This window comes from Roseobacter sp. GAI101 (assembly GCF_000156335.1).
Classification (GTDB): domain Bacteria; phylum Pseudomonadota; class Alphaproteobacteria; order Rhodobacterales; family Rhodobacteraceae; genus Sulfitobacter.
The window spans coordinates 3,605,156-3,628,723 of the sequence record NZ_DS999213.1; the positions used below are offsets into that span (position 1 = coordinate 3,605,156).

The following is a 23,568-nucleotide window of genomic DNA, read 5'->3' on the forward strand; positions in this document are numbered from 1 at the left end:
CCGTCCATGAAATCGGCAGAAGCGCACCAAGTCGAAGCCATTTAAAAGGCCCGCGGAAATCAGGTTTGCATGCGTAAAGGGGGAGATCAGGACGCTTCGGGCAAATCTTGAACGCCTTGAAAGCTCGCGCAAAGATGAAGTCAGCCAGTTGAATGGATATAAGCCCTATCGGTATCATCCGCGCGGGAACGATCCTTTTCCATCTATTAATTAGCTTGCAAATCATTATCAAGCTACATAAAATAGCCAAGCAAGAGGAGGACTTGTAATGATCGACTATGACGCTCTGATGGGGCGCACCTTTCCTATTACGGAACATGCCTATACGGAAAAGGACACGATCCTTTATGCGCTTGGGCTTGGCCTTGGAACTGATCCGCTCTCGCAGTCGCATCTGCGTGCAACCTATGAGAATGCAAAGGGGTTCGGGGCTTTGCCTGCCATGGTTAACGTTCTGGCCTATCCCGGTTTCTGGGCGAAGGACCCCAGTACGGGCCTGACATGGCAGAAAATTCTTCACGGAGAGCAAAGCCTGACCTTATACGCGCCGTTGCCTGCGTCCGGTGTACTGCTCGGGGAAACGCGGATTACCGGCATCGTCGACAAAGGGGCGGACAAAGGTGCGCTGATCTATTCCGAACGTATCATCACTGACAAATCGACCGGTGCCAAGATCGCGAAGGTCGTCAGCACATCCTTTGCAAGAGGCGATGGCGGGTTTGGCGGATCACACGATGCGGTCCGTCCGGTCCACCCCATGCCCGAGAGCGCGCCGGATGCCACCTTTGATTTTCAGACGCCCGAAAATGCCGCGCTGGTTTACCGGTTGTCGGGGGACATGAACCCGCTGCACGCGGACCCTGAAATTGCACGGCAAGCCGGTTTCGACAGGCCGATCTTGCACGGGCTCTGCACGCTTGGGGTGGCGTCCTGGTCAATCACCGAAGCCTTGGCGAACGGTGATTTCTCGGCGCTGACGCATCTGCAATTGCGGTTCTCGTCCCCGGTCTATCCCGGCGAAACGATCCGCACCGAGATGTGGCGCGACGGCAATGCGATCAGTTTCCGCGCCCGCGTGGTCGAACGGGATATCGTTGTTCTGAATAACGGCCTTGCGCGGCTTGGCTGATCCGAAAATCGTTTGAAATCAAGGAGAGATATGATGGGTGACCGGCCTCTGCCAACCATTTATCCAGAGACAGAATTCTATTGGAACGGTGCAAAAGAGGGCAAGCTGTTGCTCAACAGCTGCCCGTCCTGTGACAAGGCGTATTTCCCGCCGCGCCCGTTCTGCCCGGTTTGCGGCAATCGCGATGTTGAAATCAAGCAAGCCAGCGGCAAGGGCCGGCTGTATTCCTATATTATCAACCACCTGCCGGCACCCGGTTACGAGCCTCCCTTTACCGTCGCAGTCGTCATGCTGGACGAAGGCGTGAAAATGGTGGCTAACCTCCTCGACTGCCCCCCTGATCCCGAGGCGCTGATCCTTGATATGCCGCTCGAGGTCACCTTTGAGCAGCGCGGCGATGTTGCCATTCCTCAGTTCAAGCCCGCAGGAGGTGTCGCATGACCCGTGCGTCCATAGCCATCGTCGGTGCCGCCGAAACCACGCGTATGGGCAAAGTTCCCGAACTTAGCCAGACAGGACTGCACGCCGATGCTGCGCTGAATGCCTTGGCCGATTGCGGTCTGACCCTGGCGGATATCGACGGGGTTGCGACCGCCGGGCATGATGTGGCCGAGATCATTCAATACCTCGGCATCACACCGACGTGGTACGATGGCACATCGGTGGGGGGCTGTTCCTTTATCACGCTGGTACGTCATGCGGCGGCGGCGATCGAAACGGGGCTGTGCAAGACGGTTCTGATCACCCACGGCGAAAGCGGGCGTTCCAACAACCGCAGCCACCGGCCCTTGTTTCCGTCCATGCAGCAGCAGGAATTTGAATCGATTTACGGCCCGCTGTTCCCGCCATCACGCTTCACGCTTCCGGTGATGCGCAAGATGAAAGACGATGGCCTGACCGTGGAACAGATTGCCATGGTCGCCGTGGTGCAACGCGAATGGGCCGCACTTCACCCGCGCGCAACGGCCCATGATCCGCTTACGGTTGACGATGTTCTGAACTCGAAAATGATCGCATATCCTTTCCGCAAGCTGATGTGTTGTCTGGTCAGCGATGGCGGCGGCGCGTTGATCCTGACCAGCGCGGACCGGGCAAAAGATTTCCCGACCAAACCGGTTTACCTGCGCGGCATGGGCGGCGAAAGCGCCGAAGGGCCGATGATCTCGCAGATGGAAAGCTTTTCGTCCTCCAAGGCCTTCCGTGTCTCTGGCAAAATGGCGTTCGAGAGCGCGGGCATCACCCATTCGGATGTCGACCACCTGATGATCTATGACGCCTTTGCGCATCTGCCGATCTACGGGCTTGAGGATCTTGGCTTTGTTAAACCGGGCGAAGGCGGGGCTTTCATCGCCGAGGGTCATACCCGACCGGGTGGCGCATTGCCGTTGAACACCAATGGCGGCGGGCTGTCATATATGCACTCTGGCATGTACGGGATGTTCGCCTTGCAAGAAAGCGTGCGGCAGATGCGCGGCGTGTCGCCAGCGCAGATCAAAGACGCAAAGCTGTCTTTGGTGCACGGGGTCGGTGGCATGTTCTCGGCCGCGGCAACGGCGGTTCTGACATCGGAGGACCAGTGGTGAGCTTTGCCGAAAAGACGGTCTGCGTATCGGGCGGCACCAGCGGCATCAATCTGGGCATCGCCAGGCATTTCGCGCGGGCAGGGGCCAAGGTCTTTGTCTTTTCGCGCGATCCGGCCAAGGTCGACGCGGCGGTCGTCGAGTTGCGTGGCTTGGGGGCAGAGGCGCAGGGATGTTCGGCTGATGTGCGCAGTGCCGATGCGGTATCGGATGCGATTGGCCAATGTGCTGACGCGTTCGGGCCGATCGATATTCTGGTGTCCGGTGCTGCGGGAAACTTTGTCGCGCGGGCGGCAGATATTTCGTCGAACGGGTTTCGCGCGGTGCTTGAGATCGACGTGCTGGGCACCCATCACGTCATGCACGCCGCATGGCCGCATCTGCGCAAACCGGGGGCGTCGGTGATCAACCTGTCTGCAGGTCAGGCCAGCGTCGCGATGATCGGGCAGGCCCATGTTTGCGCGGCCAAGGCTGGCGTGGACATGCTGACACGGACCCTTGCGCTGGAATGGGGCCCTCATGGTGTGCGGGTGAATTCCATTGTGCCGGGGCCGATTGGCGACACCGAAGGTGTGAAGCGGTTAATGCCAGATGCCGCGTCGCTGGATGCCAAGATACAGTCCATTCCGCTGCGCCGGATGGGATCAACACAAGACGTGGCTGATCTGTGTGATTTTCTATGCTCGGACAGGGCCGGATATATTACGGGCACCGTGATCCCCGTGGATGGGGGCGCGATACTGAACCCCATGCCGACCAGAATGGAGGCGTTTATCGATGGGTAAAGGGTCGCTTGCGGGCCTGCGGGTTCTGGACCTGACCGACCAGCGCGGTGTTCTGACGGGGCGGATGCTGGCCTGTATGGGCGCGGATGTGCTTCAGATTGAACCCGCCACAGGGTCGACTGCCCGCGCCATGGCCCCCTTTGACACGGACGGGGCATCGTTGTTCTGGGCCGCTTATCGCGCAGGGCGGCGGTCGCTTGTGTTGGACCGCGACAGCGACCACGCGCGGCTGATGGCGCTTGCCGCTGTTGCCGACGTGGTTCTGGAAAGCGGGGTGCCCGGACGGGACGTATTCCTCGAGACGGATGCACTGTTGCAGGTCAACGCCGGAGTGGTGCATTCCATCGTGACGCCTTTTGGACTGGACGGCCCGAAAGCGGGCTATGCCGACAGCGATCTGACGCTATGGGCTGCTGGCGGGCCGCTCAAGCCTACCGAAAGTCAGGCGGGCATCCCGACCCGCGTGACCCTGCAGCAAGCCTATCATCATGCGGCGGCAGATGCGCTTTGCGGGATCATGGTCGCCCTTGAGGCGCGCAGGCGCGGCGGGCAGGGCCAGCGGGTTGTCACCAGCGCACAGGCGTCGGCCACGCAATGCACCTTGAGTTTGTCGATGGCGTCGGTGATCGGTCACCCCAATTACGTCTTCCGCGCCGAGGTGAAATCCAAGAAGAAACGCGAGCTTGACCTGTCAGGATCGGGGTCGCGGACGCAGCGGTCGAAATGGCCGGTCAAGGACGGCATCGTTGAAATGCACCTTGCTCTTGGTCCGGCGGCAGGGCGGTTCACCAATGCGCTGTTTGCGCTCATGGCCGCGCGCGGGGCCTGTTCGCCCAAATTCGCCGCATGGGATTGGGTCACGCTGCCCCCCAAGATCGAGAACGATGAAATTACCGACGAGGAGATGGAGCAGGCGCGCACAGAGGTGGCCGATTTCCTTGCCTCCATGACCAAGCTTGAGGCCGTGGAGATGGCGTTGCAGCACCGTCTGATGCTGGCCCCGATCATGACGGTCGCGGATCTGGCCAACAGTCCCCATAGCAAAGCGCGCGGCTTTTTGCAGCAGGTTGGCGCACTGTCCTTACCGGGAAAACTGGCGCTTGGCTTTGACGAAGGGTTTGCCCCGCTGCGCCCCGCGCCCGATCCGGGCGAGGGCGGCGCAGAGGCCGAGGCAGATTGGCTTGCCAATCGTGATGGTGCCAGACCCTTTGCCGCGGCCCGCACTGTGACCAAAGTTGCGCGACCCCTTGAAAATATCACCGTCCTTGATTTGTCCTGGGTGGTCGCAGGCCCGATGATCGGGCGCAATCTGGCTGATTTCGGCGCGCAGGTCATTCGTGTCGAAAGCGCCCGCAAACCCGAGGTTGCACGTTTGACCGGCCCCTATCCCGAAGGAGTTCGCGATCTGAACCGGTCGGGGTTGTATGAAAACTGCAATGCAGGAAAATTGGGTCTGACGCTTGACCTGTCCCAGGATGCAGGGCGGGCGTTGGTCAAGGAACTGGCGGGAAAAGTCGACGTGTTGGTCGAAAGCTTTGCCCCCGGTAAGATGGACAAATGGGGGTTGGACTACGACACCTTGTCCAAAGACAATCCTGGATTGGTCATGCTGTCGACATCACTGATGGGGCAGTCGGGGCCGTGGTCTGCCCTGGCGGGGTTTGGCAATATCGGTGCCGCAATGTCGGGGCTTCAGGTGCTTGCCGGTCGCGATGTATCGGCCCCGATTGGCCCCTATGGACCCTACACAGATTTCGTGGCCCCGCGTTTGGCCTTTCCCGTATTGCTGGCAGCCTTGGAAGTGAAACGCCTGACAGGCAAGGGCAGGCAGTTGGATGTCAGTCAAGCCGAGGCGGGGATGCAGTTCATTGCCGAAGCGTTTGCCGATTATGCCGCCACCGGACGGGTGCCGGTTGCAGACGGTAACCGCGATCCGCACTGCGTCCCGAACGAAGTCTACCCCTGCATCGCACCTGAGGGCGAAACCGCATGGGTAGCCGTATCTGCCACATCAGACGCCGCATGGATCGCCCTGCGTGACGAAACCGGGCTGGCGGCGCTGGCTGATCCGGCGTTCGAGACGCTGGAAGGCCGCCGCGCGGCCGAGGCGGAGATTGATACGATCCTTGCCGATTGGTGTCGGGGTCAAACCCCCGAGGCTGTGGAACAGCGGCTGCAAGCGCGCGGGGTGGCGGCGCATGTTGTCGCGTCGCCTGCGGATCTGGCTGAGGATGCGCAGCTTGGCGCATGGGGACATTTCCAGACCTTGCCCAGAACCGACGGCACGCCCGCCCATCACGAGGCCTGCCGTTTTCAACTGGGTATGACGCCAGCCAAGACGGCGCGTGCGGCACCGGAATACGGGCGGGATAACCACCAAATTCTGGCAGACTATCTGGGGCTGGATGCAGCGCAGATTGATGCGCTGGAAAGGGATGGAGTTCTGACCTGAACGGCCTGACACACGGGGCAGGTTTTCAACCCGATTAACAGTTTTCCCAAAGGGCCACGGGTTTCCCCGTGGCCCTTTCAGCATATGGCAATAACCGCTTACCGAAAGTCAAAGCGTGGCGGTTGCTTCTTGGTAAAGCGGTCGATTGCGTCTTTGTGGTAAGTGCTCGACAGGCATATGGCTTGCGCCTGTGCTTCGAGCTCAAGCAGTGCGTTGCTATCAAGCTCCATCGACCGGGCCGAAATCGCCTTGGTCATCGCAAAGGCTGTGCGCGAGGTGTCGCACATCATGCGGGCAATCGCTTGGGCGCGGGGCAAAAGGTCATCGACGGCCAGCACTTCCATGCAGATGCCAAGACGTTGGGCTTCTTCTGCGTGAACGGTGCGGCCCGTGTAGAACAATTCGCGAGCGCGTTGCAGGCCGATCATCCGTGGCAGCGAATAGAACAGATTGCCATCCGGCACCGCCCCGACTTTGCAGAAGGACGCATTGAAGCTCGCCCTCTCGGACGCCAATATGATGTCCCCGGTCAGCGCCAGACCCAGACCGGCACCATAGGCAGGGCCATCGACCGCGACGATGACAGGCACCTGCAAGTCGCGCAGCAATGTGATCCAGCGATGCAGGTATTTCATCCGGGGCAGTATATCCTCGGCCCCGGTGACCAGTCCGGCCTTGTGGTTCGCCAACATCTTTTTCAGATCACCGCCGGCGCAAAACACGCCGCCCGACCCGGTCAGGATCACCGCCTGAAGATCGGCATCGACCGACAGGTCCTGCATCGCGCTGGACAGGCCTTCGCGCATCGCGTCAGACAAGGCGTTCCGAGAGGCGGGTTCGTTCATGGTCAGCGTCACGACGCCGCCATCGCGGGTGATTTGCAAAGCGTCGGTCATGTCGCAGCTTCCTTTGTGTATTCAGACCCTTGGCTTGCCAGAACCTGGGCCTTGATCGTCATTTTATCGAGCTTGTTGGTCGCGGACAGGGGCAGGGGCCCTTGCCAGATTGTCATGCCACGCGGGGCCTTGTAATGGGCGATGCGTTCGCGACAAAAGGCGATCAGCTCGTCTTCGCTGGCGGGCTTTCCGTCGTGCAGGGCGACGGCGGCATAGACCATTTCACCCCACTTGGCATGCGGCACGCCGAAAACGGCAGCCTGCGCGACTGCGGGGTGTTTGCTCAGGGCATTTTCAGTCTCGATCGGATAGACGTTTTCCCCGCCCGAGATGATCATTTCCTTGGTACGGCCCGCGATGGTCAGATAGCCATCGGCGTCCATCACGCCTGCGTCGCCCGTGTGGAAGAATCCACCGCGCATGGCGTGGGCGGTTTCTTGGGGGCGGTTCCAATAACCGTTCATTACCTGCGGCCCGCGCACTACGATTTCGCCCGGGGTGCCGGTCGGCACAGGATTGTCGTCCGCATCCACGATCCGCAGATCCGAATACAGGATCGGGCGGCCCACCGTGCTGAGCTTGTCCAGCATCGGATTGCCCGGGATATGATCCGCCGGTTCAAGAACTGACAGCACTGGCGATGTTTCGGTCAGCCCATAGCCTTGGCAAAAAGTGATGCCGGGAATGGCTGCAATCGCGCGCTCCATCAGGGTGACGGGCATCGGGGACGCCCCGTATGTCAGCACGCGGATCGACGAAAAATCGAACTCGGGGAAGCGCGGATGGTTCATCACCATGTTCAGCATGGTCGGGACCATCGTCATTGTGGTGATCTTTTGCGCTTCGATCATGCGCAGGGTGTCCACGACTTCGAATTTCGGCTGAACAACCATCGTTGTGCCGTAGGCCAGCGCCGTGAACACACGGCTGCCCGTGCCAAGGTGGAACAGCGGCCCCGACAGCAGCAGAACATCATCCTGCCGATAGCCATACAGATGGCCCGATCCGGTGGCATTCACGAGAAAGTTCGAATGGCTTAGCATGACGCCTTTGGGCTGACCGGTGGTGCCTGACGTATAGAACAGGATCATCGTGTCGTCGGACCGGCTCGCACTCTCGTCAAAAGCATTATCCGCAACGGCGGGGGCCTCGGCGATCAGAGTGTCATAGTGCAGTGTGCCGTCGGGCAGATCGTCGGCGGGTTGATCCCAGTCGGCAAGGATCAGCGTTTGCAGCGACGGGCATTGCGCCAACAGGTCAGCGGCCTGTTCGTGGAAATGACGGTCGAAGATCAAGATAGCGGGGGTTGCATCACCAATCACGCCGACCATTTCCTCGACCGACAGACGGTGATTGATCGGCACGGAAATCGCCCCGATCATCGACGGGACCACGTAGATCTCGACGATCCAATGGGAGTTCAGACCAAGATACGCAACACGGTCGCCGGGTTTGACGCCCAGCTTCTCCAACTGCCAGGCAATGGCATGCACGCGGCGGTTCATTTGTGCCCAGCTGTAATCGCGGCCCTCGAAATGGGTGGCGCGCCAGTCGGGACGTTGATACGCATATTTGCGTATGAAATCGGGGTAACGGATCATTTCCGTCCTCCAAGCACCGAACGGCCAATAATCTCGCGCATGACCTCGCCGGTACCGCCGGCAATGCGCCCAACGCGGGCATCGGCCCATGCACGGGCAATCGGATATTCCCACATATAGCCATAGCCGCCGAACATTTGCAGCAAGTCGTCAAGACACCGGCACAAGGTTTCCGAGGTCAGCATTTTGCCCATCGCGGCATCAACGGCGTCCAATTCCCCCGCCACATGCAGTTCAAGACATTTATCGGTGAACACACGCATCAGAACGGATTGGGCTTTGATCTCGGCCAGTTTGAAACGCGTGTTCTGGAAATCGGCGATGGTCTTGCCGAAAGCCTTGCGTTCGGTGACGTGGTCGATGGTCCACTGCAGCGCAGCTTCAAGCGCTGCGGTGGCGCGAACGCATTGCAACAGACGTTCCTGTGGAAGTTGCTCCATCAGTTGGTAAAAACCACGGCCCTCTGCCCCCAGCAGGTTGGTCGCGGGGACGCGGACGTTGTCAAAGAACAGTTCAGCGGTGTCCTGCGCCTTCCAGCCAATTTTTTCCAACAGCTGGCTGCCCTTGCGAAAGCCCGGCGTGTCAGCGGGAACCAGCAGCAGCGACGTGCCTTTTGCACCCAGTGCCGGATCGGTCTTGCAGGCAAGGACCACAATATCGCAATTGCCGCCGTTGGTAATGAACACCTTTTGACCGTTGATGACGTAATCATCGCCGTCACGGATCGCGGTGGTTTTGATGCCTTGCACATCCGATCCGGCAGCCGGTTCAGTCATGGCAATGGCTCCGATGGCCTCGCCTGCGGCCATCTTGGGCAGCCATTCCTGCTTCACCGCGTCGCTGCCGTAATGCAGGATATAGGGGGCCACGATGTCGGAGTGCAGGGAGAACCCAGGCCCCATCGCGCCAGCGGCGGCCAGTTCTTCCATCACCACCATCGAAAACAGAAAGTCGGCACCGGCACCGCCATATTCTTCGGGCATTGCCGCGCACAAAAGACCGTTTTCCCCGGCCTTGCGCCAGGCGTCGCGGCTGACCCGGCCATCTTTTTCCCACTGCGCGTGGTGCGGCGTGATTTCCTCGGCGACGAAGCGCCGGACCTGGTCGCGGAACATCTCGTGGTCTTCATTAAATACGGTGCGCTTGAACATCGTGCGGTTCCTCCCTCATGTCGTGCGTCAAAAACTTTGACGGTGTCAGGGAACTCTAATTAGCTTGCATATTATAATCAAGCTAATTATAACTGCTGGAAATCATCTGGAGGAGACAGGTATGTTGGAAGGTAAGTCAGTCATTGTAACCGGGGCAGGTCGCGGCATCGGCCGTGATATTGCGCTTATGATGGCCAGCCATGGCGCAAAAGTTGTCGTAAACGATTTGGGTGCTGCATCGGATGGTGCGGGCGCGGATGCGACCCCGGCGCAAGAGGTCGTCAATGAAATCATCGCGGCAGGCGGCGAAGCGGTCACCAACTTTGGTAACGTTGCAAAGCCCGAAGATGCCAAGGCGATGGTCGAGCAGTCCATGGATGTGTTTGGCGGGATCGACGTGATCGTCAACAATGCAGGCATTCTGCGCGACGTGATCTTTCACAAGATGACCGAAGACGATTGGGATTCGGTCATATCGGTCCACCTGAAGGGCAGCTTTAACATGGCGCATGCCGTGGCGGCGCAATTCAAGATGCAGGCGTCGGGCTGCTTTATCAACTTTACCTCGACCTCCGGTTTGATCGGCAACTTTGGCCAGGCCAACTATTCTGCTGCCAAGATGGGGATTGTGGGGCTGTCAAAATCACTGGCGCTCGATATGTCGCGTTTCAATGTGCGCTCCAACTGTATTGCGCCTTTTGCATGGTCGCGCCTGATCGGTACCATTCAAGCCAAGACCGACGCTGAAAAAGCCCGTGTCGAACGCATCAAGGAAATGACGCCGGCCAAGATTGCACCGCTTTGTGTGGCGTTGGCGGACCCGACTTGCGACACGACCGGCCAGGTCTTTTGTATCCGCAACAACGAGATCTTCCTGATGTCCCAGCCGCGCCCGATCCGGTCGGTGCACCGGTCAGAAGGCTGGACGCCCGAGACTGTGCGTGATCATGCGTTGCCAGCGATGAAGGCCGACTTTTACGATCTTGACCGGTCCAGCGATGTGTTTACGTGGGACCCGATTTGATTTGGTTGGCGAGAGCGGTCAAAAGCACTAGAATGGCGTACGGACTTTGGACGCCGATAGACAGAAGGGTATGCTGAGCTTGGAAGATGTTTCGACACCTGTGCACAAACAGACTTCGTTGAGCGAGGATAACAATCCTATTTATCAGGATATTGCGCGCTTTCGTGCGATCTTGTTCGACTCAATGCTGAAGCCCCATGACATGACCATGTCGCAAGGCTGGGTTATGGTGCATCTGGTGCGCGAGAACGGCTTGCGTCAGTCTGAACTGGCCGAACGGCTTGAGGTGGCGACTGTTACCACCTCCAAGTTGATCGACCGGCTCGAGGCGCGCGGCTATGTCGAGCGCCGCGCAGACCCGGAAGATCGCAGGTCGAACCGGATCTATGCAACACCCCAGGCAAAGTCGCTGGTCAAGATTATGACCCGCACCATCTTCGAGGTCGACGAGATCGCAAACGAAGGCATCTCGGAAGCCGAGCTTGAGACGACCCTGAAGGTGCTGCGCAAAATGCGCAACAACCTGCGGCGCGGCTTGAGCAAGCGATAAGAACAAGCAGCGGGGCTTCCCGCGCTTGGTAAAATATTCCTGAAAGGACCCGTGAGATGCAGCAAGAGGCATCCGCACCCCCGCTGGCGGGGCTGCGCATTATTGAATTCGCCGGTATCGGTCCCGGCCCCTTTGCAGGCATGATGCTTGCAGACATGGGGGCCGAAGTGATCCGGATTGAACGCCCCAATGCCGGATCCCCGACGGGGCAAGGCGCACACGAGCTGGATTTCCTTGCCCGTGGGCGCAGGTCGATCGCGCTGAACATGAAGGCACCCGGTGCCGTCGATCTGGCATTGCGTTTGGTCGAAACAGCAGACGGGTTAATCGAAGGGTTCCGGCCCGGTGTGATGGAGCGTCTGGGCCTTGGCCCTGATGTCTGCCGCGCCCGCAATCCGCGTCTGGTCTATGGCCGCATGACAGGATGGGGGCAGAACGGGCCAGTCTCGAAAACCGCCGGTCACGACCTGAATTACATCGCCCTCTCAGGCGCGCTTTGGGCCTCTGGTGAAGCTGGCCGTGCACCAAGTTTTCCGCTGAACCTTTTGGGTGATTTTGGCGGCGGCGGCATGTTTCTGGCCTTTGGTATGGTGACGGGGCTGCTTAAGGCCGCAAGAACCGGTTCGGGCGACGTTGTGGATGCGGCGATTGTTGATGGCACTGCCGCGCTGATGAGCATGATCTACAGCCGGCGCGCCATGGGGTTGTGGCGTGATGAACGTGCGTCCAATGCGTTGGATGGCGGGGTGCCTTGGTATGGCGTTTATGAATGTGCGGATGGCGGATGGGTGACCATCGGTGCCCTTGAGCCACAGTTCTGGGCGGTGTTGCTGGATCGGCTTGGCCTGACGGCGCAGGAAATGGGCGACCGCGCGGATCGGGGTACATGGCCTGCGATGCGTGCCCGGTTGACCGGGGTTTTCAAAAGCCAGCCGCGCGATCACTGGGTTGACCTTTTGCAGGACACCGATGCGTGTTTCGCCCCGGTTCTAAGCCCGGCCGAAGCCCCTGGCCATCCACACAACCAAGCCCGCGGGATATTCTCGGAAGGGGTGGTGCAGCCGATGCCTGCGCCACGTTTTACCGATGCCAGTACCCCGTTGCCCACAACGCCGCCAGCCCCCGGTGCCGACAGCCGCGCCATCCTGACGGATTTGGGATTGGCTGCCGATGAAATCGAAGCGCTCTTTAGCGGGGGCGCGGTGACCTAGATCACATAAGGGAGAAACCTCATGACCTTGCCTGCAATTTTACAAAACCTGCGGCTGCCGCTGATTGCGAGCCCCTTGTTCATCATCTCGAACCCCGATCTTGTGATCGCGCAATGCAAGGCCGGAATTGTCGGATCTTTTCCTGCGCTGAATGCGCGTGAAAAGGACGGGCACAGCCTGGATGCCTGGCTGACGCAGATCAAAGAGGCGCTGGACCGTCACAACCAGGAGAACCCGGATTCCCCTGCCGCACCTTATGCAGTGAACCAGATCGTTCATAAGTCCAACAGCAGGCTCGATCGAGACATCGAGATTTGCGTAAAGCACGAAGTGCCGGTTTGGATCACCTCGCTTGGGGCGCGGGTCGAGGTGAACGAAGCCGCACATTCCGCTGGTGGTGTCGTGTTGCACGATGTGATCAACAACCGCTTTGCCCGTAAAGCCATCGAAAAAGGTGCTGACGGTCTGGTCGCAGTGGCTGCCGGTGCCGGTGGCCATGCCGGAGCGCTGTCGCCTTTTGCGTTGGTTCAGGAAATCCGCAGCTGGTTCGATGGCCCCTTGTTTCTGTCCGGTGCGATTGCGCGGGGTGATTCCATTCTGGCAGCGCTCGCGATGGGGGCGGACGGCGGCTATGCAGGTTCGGCCTTTATCGCCACGGATGAGGCGAATGCGGCTGAGGGGTACAAACGGATGATCGCGGATAGCGGTGCCGACGACATTGTCTATTCAAACCTGTTTACCGGCGTTTGGGGCAACTATCTGAAACCGTCAATTGCGGCGGCGGGGATGGATCCGGACGCGTTGGAACAGTCTGACCCGTCCAAAATGAACTTTGCCGAAGATCGCGAGAAACCCAAAAGCTGGAAAGAGATCTGGGGATCAGGTCAGGGCATTGGTGCGGTTTCGGATGTGGTGCCAACTTCGGAAACGGTCGCACGGCTAAAGCGTGAATTCGATGCGGCACGCCAGCGGTTGGACAAATCGCTTAGCAGTTACTGACACTATTTGACGGGCTTTGCTGGGAGGCGTCCGAACAAATAGATTGCTAGATAATAGTTATCATGCTATTTAATATGTAATGCAAGTCGGGTGAAATCATACCCGCAATATAAGGGAGGAGAGACTATGAAGAAATCTATTCTAGGGGCCGTGATGGCTGCATCCGTTTCGGTTTTGGCCATGGCGGCCCATGCAGAAACGACGCTGATCGCGAACGAACCTGGTCCGAACCGCGGCGTGCGCGCCGAGGCTGTGAATTACATTGCAGATCAGATCGCGGAACGCACGAACGGCGAAGTGAAGGTCGAACAGAACTGGGGGGGAGCCCTGTTCAAGACCGATGCAGCTTTGCAGTCGATTTCGGTTGGTGTGGCGGATATGGGCGTGCTGATCGGGGCCTATGTCGCGTCGGAATTCCCTGAAATTCAAATGGCGGGTCTGCTTTTGAACAAACCCGGTCATCCCTGGGTCATGATGCAGGCGGTCTATGAATTGTTCACGACCAATGAACGCATCCAAGAGCGCCTTGACGAAATGAACCTTGTCTATCTTGCGCCGTTTTCCTTGTCACCGGCCATTCTGGCCTGTCGCGGCGACGGCATCCGGTCGATCGAAGATATCAAGGGGGCCAAGATTGCCCATACCGGTTCTTCCGGTGACGTGCTTGCCGCGCTTGGTGGCAATATGGTGAGCATGCCAATTTATGACGTCTATCAATCCATGGAAACCGGCCTTGTCGATTGCTCGGTTACCTATGCGTATTACGCTGTCGCATCGAAGCTAAGCGAAGAAATCGATACCATGACAGAACTGCGGTATTCGACGATTACCAGCTTGGGTACCGTCATCAACAAGGACACGTTCGAGCGCCTGACGCCCGAACAGCAGGAAGCGATCCTGGGGATCGGGCCTGACATGATGAATTTCTATGGCGAAAAGCTGGAACAGGCCGATGCAAAGGCGCTCGAGGTTCTGTCAGCGGGCGACGATGCCGTTGAATTCGTAAAGCTGTCGGATGCCGACTATGATGCGATGGATGTGGCCGGTGCGCCGATGTTCGACAACTGGCGCGCTGACGCCGCCGCAGTCGGCACAGATGGTGAGGCGTTGTTGGCCGAACTTTACGGGCTGATGGACAAGTGGACAGCGGTCATGCAGACCGAAGGCCTGCCTTGGAACCGCAAGTGATCGTTTACGCGATCGCGTGACGATTGCCCTGTCCTTTCAGGGGCAGGGCAGCGTTTGTCCAAACTCCACTGGAGAACATCATGTTGAAACGTCTTGAGTTTACGCTCGATACGCTTGCAGCGGTGGCCGTGGTGCTGCTTTGCTTGCTTATTACAGCCAACATTATCGCCCGCGAATTTTTGATGGTCGGAATCCCTGACAGCATCATCATGGTCCGCGAGTTGATGGTGCCTGCGATCCTATTTCCGCTGGCCGCAGCCACCGCGAAACGCGCGCATGTCGCCGTTGAATTCATCGCCAATCACTTCCCGGACGGGGTCAACCGCTGGATTGCCGTGCTGGCCACCGTCATCGGTCTGATCATCGTGACAATTCTTCTGACTGCCGGCTGGTTCGAACTGGCCAAGAACTTCTCGAGCGGTACGCATTACGGCGGAGAGCTTTTGCTTCCGAAATGGCCAAGCCGCGCCCTGTTCGTACTGGCGATTGGCGCATTCTGGTTGCGATTGATCCACGTGCTCTGGGTCGATCTCAAAGCCGCAGTGACGGGTACGCCGGCACCGGCAGAACTTTAAGGAACTACCATTATGGATCCGGCAACCATCGGCTATATCGCGTGTGCGATTGTGCTTCTCCTTTTGGCAATACGCATTCCCATTGCCTATGCCATTGGCGGCGTCGCCGTCGTGGCAATATTTATCGTATTCGCAACGCGGACCGGCACTTTCATGCCAGAGCGCGCGATGTGGACCACCTTGTCGCTCGCGTTTTCGTCCAGTTTCGATCTGGTCCACAGCTATGACCTGTCGATGATCCCCTTGTTCATCGCACTGGGTCATGTGGCGTACAAAGCGGGCATCACAACCGAGATTTACGAGGCCGCGCGTGTCTGGCTGGTGCGTTTGCCCGGCGGGGTCGCGATTGCGTCTGTCGCAGGCTGCGGCGGGTTCTCGGCTATTTCGGGATCGTCCATTGCATGCGCTTCCACCATGGGGCGGATCTGCACACCCGAAATGCTGAAGCTGAACTATGACCCGCGTCTTGCCACCGCATCTGTGGCGGCTGGCGGCACGCTGGGGTCGCTGATCCCGCCGTCGGTCCTGTTCATCATCTACGGCATCTTCACGGAAAGCTCGATCAGTGAGTTGTTTATGGCGGGCTTCCTGCCCGGCGTGCTTTCGATGTTTGGCTATGGCTTGGTGATTGTGCTTTGGGTGCGCCGCTCGCCCGAGATCGCACCGGTCCCTGATCAGGTCTTTACGATGAAAGAAAAAATCCATGCCGGTCTGCGGTCATGGCCGGCAGTATTCCTGTTCACAGTCGTCATCGGCGGTATCTATGGCGGCGTCTTTACCGCAACCGAGGCCGCTGCCCTGTCGCTGCTGTTCGCCACGCTTCTTGGCCTCGTGCGGGGCTTTATCAAGGTAAAGGACATCGTACCGATGCTGCGCGAGACGATGGCCACCACTGGCGCGATCTTCTTTATTGCCGCCTGTGCGAAAATTTTCGTTTCGTTGATCGCCTTGACCGGATTGTCCAACAGCCTTGTCTCGGCTCTGGGGGATTCAAGCATCGGACCCTGGATGTTCATCGCACTTGTTTGCCTGATCTATCTTGTGCTGGGGATGTTCCTTGATCCTGTCGGGATCATGGTGCTGACTTTGCCTTTGATGATCCCGATGGTCGAAAGCTATGACATGAACCTGATCTGGTTCGGGGTGGTGATCGTCAAGCTGCTTGAGATCGGGTTGATTACACCTCCGGTCGGGCTGAACGTCTTTGTGCTGGCAAGCGTATTGGAAGGAAAAGTCGAGATCGGCGAGATTTTCGCGGGACTGTGGCGGTTTCTGGCAATCGATATTGTCGTTCTGGCGCTTTTGGTGGCGATCCCGGCCATCTCTCTTATCCTTCCCATGTCGATGAACTGAGGACATCATGATGTATTTCAATCCACCCGTCGTTGACCGTGAAAAGTTCCTGAATTTTGGAGCCGCCCTTCAGGACAACGCTGCAAAACATGGTCAAAAACCCGCTTTGATCGTTGAGGACCGGACCATCAGCTGGGCCGAATTCGGGGCGATAGTGGCGCAGGTCACCGGAAAACTTAGGGCCCAAGGCGTGGGGCAGGGCGATACTGTTGCGTCGCTGTCTGAAAACTCGGTCGAGCATGTTGTGCTTTATTGCGCTGTGGTCGCCAGCGGTGCCTGTATCGTGCCGCTGCCGTTTTCCGCCACGCCCGAAGCGCTGGCCCTGATGATGGCCGATAGCAACGCGGAGCTGCTCTTTGTGTCATCGGCGCATGCCGATACGGGGCGCGGTCTGTCTGTGAAACAGATCGTTGATCTGGACAGATTGATGGCATGGGCGGCCGACGCGGCCCCTGCCGGCCCGGCGCAAGTAAACCCGGATGATCTGTTCAACATCATCTATTCCTCAGGCACTACGGGGACACCCAAGGGGATCATTCATGACCACCGCTTTCGGTCGCGCCAGCTGAACAGAATTACCAATTTCGGTCTGACTGAAGCTGACCGTCTGGTGATCTCAACCCCGATCTATTCCAATACAACGCTTTTCGGGATGCTGCCGACGCTGTCTTTGGGGGCGACGGTGATCGTGATGCCAAAGTTCAACGCCGCAGAGTTTCTGAAGCTCAGCGCAGATCTAAAGCCGACCCACGCGGTTCTGGTGCCGGTGCAGCTGATGCGCCTGATGGCCGAGCCAACGTTCAACGACTATGATCTGACAAGCTACCGGTGCAAATTCTCGACCTCGGCCCCGTTGCCCGGCACGTTGATCGGACAGGTAATGGAACGCTGGCCCGGTAACCTGATCGAGGTGTACGGTATGACCGAAGGCGGCATTTCCACCGCGCTGAATTGCGAAGCATTCCCCGAAAAGTGGGACACGGTCGGCCGTCTGGGAGAGGGCGTGGACATGCGGGTGATCGACGATCAGGGCAAGGAATTGCCCAAAGGTGCCTTTGGCGAATTGATCGGTCGGTCGGCCTCGATGATGCGGAACTATCATAACGCGCCGGAAAAAACCCTGGAACTGCTTTGGACCGACGAGAACGGCAATCAATTCATCCGGTCCGGAGACATGGGGCGGATTGATGAAGACGGGTTCGTGCATCTGATGGACCGCAAGAAAGACATGTTCATCTCTGGGGGCTTCAACATCTATGCCGCCGACCTTGAAGCCGTTCTGCGCCAGCATGGGGATGTGGCCGATGCAGCTGTCATTGCCATCCCCAGCGATGCCTGGGGCGAAACACCGCTTGGCTTTGTCGTGCTGCGCGCGGGGGCAACTGCGGACGCCCAACAGGTGCTTGAGTTCGCCAACGCAAAGCTGGGCAAGACGCAACGCTTGTCCAACATCATTTTGCTGGACGATCTCCCGCGGAGCGAAATCGGCAAAATCTTAAAGAAGGATTTGCGCGGGCCCTATTGGCCCGACTGATACAAGGGCTCGCCAAAAGAGTGTTCGATTTCCGACAAGCCAGTTGCGGTATTTTCGGGGACCAGGACAACTGTTTCGGCGGCCGGAAGTGACGGTTTCCGGTGCAGCCCGGACAGTGCCGTGAACGCTCCTGAATAGTGGTGTGTTGGATGTCGTTGACGATCTGCGCGGAGCTGAGTCCCTCCGGTCAAATTGTGCAGTGATAAATAAGAGATGTTCTGGCCATTCTCGGCATCCCTTCACGTTGGGCCAGGTATCGCTTGGGCGCGCAGCCGCCGGGCCATGGGGCAGTGGACACCAGCGTGCGTGGACTTGTGCTGCTGATCTCGGGGGGATCACTTGGCTCTGTCCAAGATTGGCGCTCTCGACAGCGACTTAGGCGCAAGGCTGGCGGGTCTTGCTCCTATGTCGCAAAGCCCCAGGAAATGGCAGGGAAAGGCCGGCATAGAAGGTGGTCGCCTAAATCTGCGATACGCCACCGTCATGCCAGCGCTCGTCACGATCCTGCACAACTGTGACTTGAACGCCCAGCACGATTAAATTTTTGGCGTAGGGAAAAAAAAGAAGGCCGCCATCAACGCTTTCATGCGCAGGCTGCTTGGCCTCGCCAAAGCCCTACTGCGATCAAAAGAAACAGAGCGAAAATATCGCTTGTCCAAGATGGATACTTCTCCTTGAGAATGCGGTTCTCGCGTCGAAGCTGGCCATTCTTTTTGGCGATGCTCAAACCTTCTTTCGAAACAACATCGTTGGCCCGATGGACCGTGATCGACTTGTTCATCGCCGTCATGCCTATGTTAAGATCATCAGCCGCCTGTCTATGTACTAGCCCGCTGTTCAGAGCTATCCGCACGGCATCTTTGAGAAATTCGTCCACCTGTTTCGGTCGCCTAATCAGCTTCCTTCGTTGTTGCAGTCAGCGCTTTCAAAGGAACGGCATCAAACCGCGATAGATCCATCGGGCCTTCCAGATCGTGCAATCCCCCACAAGCCAGATAGGCACGCACATCAGTGCCCGGATCAATCATAAGGCTTCCAATGCACATGTCAGAAACATCCGCGCGGGCGGGTCAATGGCGCTGCGCCACCTGCGTCACACTCGCCGCGCAAATACCTGCCAACGTGACAATTACAAGCGTGTCTTCGCCATGGCAAAAAACCTGCGTTCCATACCGTATTTTTGACGACGCATAATGAACTCAATCTGAGATACGTCGCTAATGTCGTTAAACACCGATCTTGGATCAAAGGCAGAATTGCAGGCAAGCGTTGCCGATCATGCGGTTACGCAATGACACGTCCGAATCTACAACTGATCAAAACTCGTCCCAGCCGCTATTGTCGGAAATTCTGCCGCCAGCACCGACGGCAACCTTTTGTCTTGGGTCTTGCGATCTGCTGGCTGGCCCTTTCTGTGGAAAATTCTGGACTTCGGCTGATGTTTTGAAAAGGGACGTTGATTGTTGCAGCGCCTCGGCCTGACTTGCCAGCAGGCTGCCTGATGCAGTCACTTCTTGATATGATGCCGCCTGCCTTTGTGTGCTTTGATCAATCTTGCCAACTGCACTCGTGATTTCCTGGATGCCCAATGATTGCTGGGAAATCGCGACCGAAACTTCGTCCACGCCTTCGGAAATCTTGATAACCCTTTCGGCAATTGCCTCGAGTGAGGATTTCGCGGCGGTAACTTTTGTAACCCCTTCGGAAACTGCCTCGTCGCTTTGTGCTATTACTGTTGCAATTTCCTTGGATGCTTCGCCTGCGCGTTGCGCCAACTGCCGAACCTCTGACGCAACAACTGAGAATCCCCGTCCGGCATCGCCGGCACGGGCGGCTTCGACGCCAGCGTTGAGAGCCAGCAGGTTTATCTGGAATGCGATGTCATCAATAACGCCAACCACCCTTATGATTTCCTTGGATGCATCAGCAATGCGATCCATGGAGGATGCGGCATCGGTCGCAATTTTCTCACTCGATTGGGCGGTATCGCGTGCCGCTTTGGCATTATCTCTTGCGTCCGATACGTTTTCGCTTACCTGTCTGATGCTCGCCGAGAGTTCTTCAAGTGCGGCTGATGTCTCTTCAAGCGATGCCGCGTTCAGTTCAGACTGGCGGGAAAGTACGTCTGCGGTATCGCGAAGCTCGCCCGAGGATGATGCGAGTGTGACGCCGCTTTCCGAGATATTGCCGATCAGGGATGTCAGGGACACAATCATCTGGTTCACGTTCTCCTGGAGGTCGGCAAAATCCCCTACAAACGTGCCATTCATGTTCTTGGTTAAGTCGCCTTTCGCCAATTCGGTGATAACGCTGGCCATCGCGGCAATCCCCTTGTCGACTTCCGACATCAGGGTATTCGTGCCTTGCACAAGCGCATCAAGGTTTGGCTCTTGGAATTTTGTCTCAATGCGTTTGTCGAATTTGCCTGCGGATGCGCGCTCGACCACGGCACCAAACTCTCTCGCAAAGCGGTCGGCTGACGCTGCACGTGCCATCGTCTCCTCGCGCTCCCGTTCCGCAGCCTGCCGGGCGGCATCTGCCTCTTGCCGTTGGCTCTCTGCGGATTTTCTTTGTTGGTCTGCTTCGGCTTTTTCTTGCTCGGCCACGCGCTCGAGTCTTACCTGTTTCATCAATGCATCTCGAAGCTGATCGACGCTGTCGCGCAAAATGCCGACTTCATCTGTACTCCGCCACGTTGGCGGTTCAACATCTAGGTCCCCGCCAAGCAAGCGCTGCAAGACTTTTGAAAGCTGAGTCAACCGCTGGCCCAAGCTCCTGTCAAGCCAGACGAAAGAGGCGAAAATCGTTGTCAAAAGGATGATAGCTGTGACTGCCCCCACAACCAACGCAACCGTTTGGCCTGCCTTGACGCGCTTGATCCCTAGTCGCATCTCTTCCTGAACCAGCGTCTCGGCCTCATCTGCGATTTTGATGAACTGCGCAAACGTCTCGTCAAACACAACATCAGCGTTTTCCATAAGCCCGACCTGCTTGGACGTCAGTGCAAACCGAGCCTTTGCAAGGTCAGCAAACCTTTTTGTTTTTGTTTCCAGCGCTGTGATCTCTGCAGCGGCAGACGGTTCAGCTTGCCGAATTTCCCCCAACGCGACTACTGCGTTCTCAAAGGCAGCGATTGCATCGGAAAATTCTTCTCCCGTGTCCCCGCCAAGTGCTTCTTCGACAAGCAAATGCCCATGAGCCATTGAATAGCGTGCATCGCCCGCAAGCTGTTGCACAGCCGCCGATCCCCGATACCTGGCCGACAAACCAGCAACCTGAGATGAAATATCATCATAAAGAGCATCAAATTCTATGTCGGCATCGCTTCCGACCCCCTGATCACCCTGCAACAGTGCATACCTGTCAGCGACCGCTTGACGAAATAGGTCGAGTTTGGACAAAACTGTCGACACAGCGTCACGGACCCGGGGATCTTCCACCGCGATGAACGTACCCTCATCGTTCACGCCGCCGTTCAAGATAGCTTCGGCATAAAACTGTGAGTCATCTAGAAACGCGTAGAGATCATCGATCGATTCCGCAGTATCGCCTCCCATGATCTCTTCTACCAGAAGATGTGCATTCGTCGCGGTGAGTTTGATCTCCATTGCGGCATCAACAAGCGGTGCGAGACGTTCACCGATCCTGACACCCTGGGTGGACACGTTCAGGATCGACCAGACCAAAACAGTCGATCCAATCAGAACGACCAATAGAAACGCGGTGAATGCGGCAAGTATCTTGCGACCTGCAGGAAGATTGGCAAGCATGAATATCCCTCGAAATTTCAATGCTCTTACACCCGAACTCCTTAAGCTTCGGTGAACCTTGATGGATGGACCGGCACGGCTTCATTTCACGCGAACATGTCGGTGCCGTCGCGCCGTGCATGAAAGGTCTCTTCAGCCTCGGCCGGCGGGATATTCCTATTGGGCCGGACAGTTGCCAGCAATCGAACCAGCCGGGCCATCCTCCAGATCCTGCATGCTGCGACAAGGCCCCCCGGAAATGAACCGGCATGCCTTTGCCGTTCAGCAATCGCCGTGGGGCGAATGCAGGATATGGCGTCTGGCCACGTTCAGGCCGCTTGAGTGTCCGATTGGACATCAGGCACGCCCGAATGGGGAAATTGCTGCAAATACCGGACTTCCCTAGGTTTTTGATACCCGTCCGAAGCTGAGGCACCCCCAGTTCAAACAAGTCCCACGCGCTGTTTGAGAGCCTCCTGCCTTGGGCGGGCACCCATTCAAAGGCTGTTAAAAAAACATGAAAATTATTTGGAGTATCCCTGTCTGGGGCGAGACGCTCAGTTCCACCCGAGGCGATATCGTGCGTGCCCGTCACCTTATCATGGCGCTCCGGTTGGCCGGCCACGATGTTAAGGTCGTCGAGCGGGGGCAGGGGGCCGGGACCGGTCTGATGGTCGCCGGATACCGTGGCGTTCTGCGCCGGATGCTTCCGCGGCATTTTGCGCTGGTCCTGCGCGACATCAGCCGTCTTGGTAATTCTCTCGCATTTGGAAGGCGTCTTGCGAAAGAAGCCCGGAAACATGACGCTGACCTCATTGTCGAAACCCAGATGAATGGGGCGGCATCGGGTGCGACCGCGGCGCGGATTTCCGGACTGCCGCTCGTGCTTGATGACTGCTCCCCGACGTCGGAGGAGGATGTCCTGGGCGCGGGGCTTCCCTTGCTTGCCCGCAAGATCCTGCTGTTTCAGGCCGGTGCGGCGGCGGTTGTGATCGCCACTTCACGCTCCGTCCGGGATCGTTTGGTGGGCGAGGGGGTCGCGGCCGACAAGATACATATCGTCCGAAATGGCGTCAGCCTAGACCGGTTCAAGGCTGCCGACGGCCGTTCTATACGTGCCCGGCTTGGCTTGGCCGATCGCTGCATCATCGGTTTTGTCGGCTCTTTTCTGGATTGGCACCGTGTTGATCTGCTGGTCGATGCGGTCGGGCGCATCCCTGCCGCGATGAACGTTCATCTGGTCCTTGTCGGAACGGGTCCGAACCTTGCTGCAGTGATCCGGCAAAGCGAACGCATCGGCATCAGGGACCGCGTCACCTCGGTCGGCGGGGTCGCCGCTTCGGACATACCTGACCATCTGGCCTGCTTTGATATCGGGGTTTTGCCGGACACGCTGGACTACGGGAACCCGATGAAACTGACCGAATATGCCGCCGCCGGTGTGCCGACAGTTGCACCGAACCGCCCGTCCGTTCGGGAGGTCATCGAGAACGGCCAGACCGGGCTTCTGTTTCCCCCTCAGAATGTCGACGCGCTTGCCGGAGCCTTGATGCGGTTGGCGCAAGATCCGGCCCTGCGCGCGGAAATCGGTGGCAAAGGCCGCGTGCGCATTGCAGCGAAATCATCCTGGCCCGTGCTGGCGCAAAGCCTGATCGGCGCGCTTGACAGTCAAAGCATACAGGGCGCGGCACCGTCCGTCGATCCTTTGGAAACGCAGCAAAACGCCCCCGTCGCGGAATGATGCGTGGTGGCCTGCGAGAGACGCAAAAAACGGGCGACGGCACTTGGGCC

At 58.1% G+C, this 23,568-nt stretch carries 19 protein-coding genes and 1 pseudogene; 14 read left to right on the forward strand and 6 right to left on the reverse strand.

The features are described from left to right. Positions 1-268: 268 nt before the first annotated feature. The 5 genes from RGAI101_RS17130 to RGAI101_RS21655 are packed head-to-tail and all read left to right on the forward strand — an operon-like array spanning position 269 to position 5,946. On the forward strand, positions 269-1,129 hold the full coding sequence (locus RGAI101_RS17130) for a MaoC/PaaZ C-terminal domain-containing protein (protein WP_008228229.1): 861 nt from the start codon (positions 269-271) through the stop codon (positions 1,127-1,129). 30 nt (positions 1,130-1,159) lie between these two features. Further along, positions 1,160-1,570, forward strand: a complete 411-nt coding sequence (locus RGAI101_RS17135) for a Zn-ribbon domain-containing OB-fold protein (protein ID WP_008228481.1) — start codon at positions 1,160-1,162, stop codon at positions 1,568-1,570. After that, on the forward strand, positions 1,567-2,712 hold the full coding sequence (locus RGAI101_RS17140; RefSeq protein ID WP_008227975.1) for a thiolase C-terminal domain-containing protein: 1,146 nt from the start codon (positions 1,567-1,569) through the stop codon (positions 2,710-2,712). The genes RGAI101_RS17135 and RGAI101_RS17140 overlap by 4 nt, the downstream gene beginning before the upstream one ends. After that, the gene (locus tag RGAI101_RS17145) at positions 2,709-3,494 is read left to right on the forward strand and encodes an SDR family oxidoreductase (RefSeq protein ID WP_008228853.1); all 786 of its coding nucleotides are present in this window, start codon (positions 2,709-2,711) and stop codon (positions 3,492-3,494) included. The genes RGAI101_RS17140 and RGAI101_RS17145 overlap by 4 nt, the downstream gene beginning before the upstream one ends. Continuing rightward, a complete protein-coding gene (locus tag RGAI101_RS21655; RefSeq protein WP_008226100.1) occupies positions 3,487-5,946 on the forward strand; it encodes a CaiB/BaiF CoA-transferase family protein in 2,460 nt (819 codons plus the stop codon). Before RGAI101_RS17145 ends, RGAI101_RS21655 begins: the two co-directional genes overlap by 8 nt. 98 nt (positions 5,947-6,044) lie before the next feature. Here RGAI101_RS21655 and RGAI101_RS17160 read toward each other — a convergent pair whose 3' ends face one another. Genes RGAI101_RS17160 through RGAI101_RS17170 form a run of 3 tightly spaced genes read right to left on the reverse strand, consistent with a single transcriptional unit; the run spans position 6,045 to position 9,594 of the window. Beyond that, positions 6,045-6,842 (reverse strand): enoyl-CoA hydratase/isomerase family protein, encoded by a 798-nt coding sequence (locus tag RGAI101_RS17160; RefSeq protein WP_008226765.1) that lies wholly within the window; start codon positions 6,840-6,842, stop codon positions 6,045-6,047. Beyond that, on the reverse strand, positions 6,839-8,443 hold the full coding sequence (locus RGAI101_RS17165) for a long-chain-fatty-acid--CoA ligase (RefSeq protein WP_008228465.1): 1,605 nt from the start codon (positions 8,441-8,443) through the stop codon (positions 6,839-6,841). The genes RGAI101_RS17160 and RGAI101_RS17165 overlap by 4 nt, the downstream gene beginning before the upstream one ends. Next, positions 8,440-9,594: an acyl-CoA dehydrogenase family protein gene (locus RGAI101_RS17170; protein WP_008226050.1), complete on the reverse strand. Its 1,155-nt coding sequence runs from the start codon at positions 9,592-9,594 to the stop codon at positions 8,440-8,442. The genes RGAI101_RS17165 and RGAI101_RS17170 overlap by 4 nt, the downstream gene beginning before the upstream one ends. Before the next feature lie 121 nt (positions 9,595-9,715). Between RGAI101_RS17170 and RGAI101_RS17175 the strand changes: the two genes are divergently transcribed. From RGAI101_RS17175 to RGAI101_RS17210, 8 genes are all read left to right on the forward strand, one after another. Next, positions 9,716-10,618 (forward strand): SDR family NAD(P)-dependent oxidoreductase, encoded by a 903-nt coding sequence (locus tag RGAI101_RS17175; protein ID WP_008226076.1) that lies wholly within the window; start codon positions 9,716-9,718, stop codon positions 10,616-10,618. Between the two features lie 70 nt (positions 10,619-10,688). Further along, positions 10,689-11,168, forward strand: a complete 480-nt coding sequence (locus tag RGAI101_RS17180; protein ID WP_008228311.1) for a MarR family winged helix-turn-helix transcriptional regulator — start codon at positions 10,689-10,691, stop codon at positions 11,166-11,168. A gap of 56 nt (positions 11,169-11,224) precedes the next feature. Continuing rightward, positions 11,225-12,379 (forward strand): CaiB/BaiF CoA transferase family protein, encoded by a 1,155-nt coding sequence (locus RGAI101_RS17185; RefSeq protein ID WP_008227185.1) that lies wholly within the window; start codon positions 11,225-11,227, stop codon positions 12,377-12,379. Between the two features lie 21 nt (positions 12,380-12,400). Beyond that, positions 12,401-13,378 (forward strand): NAD(P)H-dependent flavin oxidoreductase, encoded by a 978-nt coding sequence (locus tag RGAI101_RS17190; RefSeq protein WP_008229434.1) that lies wholly within the window; start codon positions 12,401-12,403, stop codon positions 13,376-13,378. A gap of 126 nt (positions 13,379-13,504) precedes the next feature. Beyond that, positions 13,505-14,566 carry a C4-dicarboxylate TRAP transporter substrate-binding protein gene (locus RGAI101_RS17195; protein ID WP_008228877.1) on the forward strand — a complete coding sequence of 354 codons (1,062 nt, stop codon included), beginning with the start codon at positions 13,505-13,507 and terminating at the stop codon, positions 14,564-14,566. 80 nt (positions 14,567-14,646) lie between these two features. Beyond that, complete coding sequence (locus RGAI101_RS17200; RefSeq protein WP_008226013.1) at positions 14,647-15,141, forward strand: TRAP transporter small permease; 495 nt, start codon at positions 14,647-14,649, stop codon at positions 15,139-15,141. Positions 15,142-15,153: 12 nt separating this feature from the next. Beyond that, positions 15,154-16,494 carry a TRAP transporter large permease gene (locus RGAI101_RS17205; RefSeq protein ID WP_008229042.1) on the forward strand — a complete coding sequence of 447 codons (1,341 nt, stop codon included), beginning with the start codon at positions 15,154-15,156 and terminating at the stop codon, positions 16,492-16,494. A 10-nt stretch (positions 16,495-16,504) separates the two neighbouring features. Continuing rightward, positions 16,505-18,028, forward strand: coding sequence for a class I adenylate-forming enzyme family protein (locus RGAI101_RS17210; protein ID WP_254655286.1), 1,524 nt, complete (start codon positions 16,505-16,507; stop codon positions 18,026-18,028). Positions 18,029-18,695: 667 nt separating this feature from the next. On the opposite strand, the pseudogene RGAI101_RS17215 reads toward RGAI101_RS17210, so the two are convergent. The 3 genes and pseudogenes from RGAI101_RS17215 to RGAI101_RS21310 all read right to left on the reverse strand — a co-directional run. Further along, a pseudogene (locus RGAI101_RS17215) lies at positions 18,696-18,923 on the reverse strand (IS3 family transposase); the annotation flags it as partial. Then, on the reverse strand, positions 18,919-19,056 hold the full coding sequence (locus RGAI101_RS21955) for a hypothetical protein (RefSeq protein ID WP_008226600.1): 138 nt from the start codon (positions 19,054-19,056) through the stop codon (positions 18,919-18,921). The gene RGAI101_RS21955 and the pseudogene RGAI101_RS17215, both read right to left, overlap by 5 nt. Before the next feature lie 288 nt (positions 19,057-19,344). Continuing rightward, positions 19,345-21,798, reverse strand: a complete 2,454-nt coding sequence (locus tag RGAI101_RS21310; RefSeq protein WP_050763226.1) for a methyl-accepting chemotaxis protein — start codon at positions 21,796-21,798, stop codon at positions 19,345-19,347. A gap of 496 nt (positions 21,799-22,294) precedes the next feature. Here RGAI101_RS21310 and RGAI101_RS21315 point away from each other — a divergent pair, with 496 nt between their 5' ends. After that, positions 22,295-23,518 (forward strand): glycosyltransferase family 4 protein, encoded by a 1,224-nt coding sequence (locus RGAI101_RS21315; RefSeq protein ID WP_050763227.1) that lies wholly within the window; start codon positions 22,295-22,297, stop codon positions 23,516-23,518. The last annotated feature ends 50 nt before the right edge of the window (positions 23,519-23,568 follow it).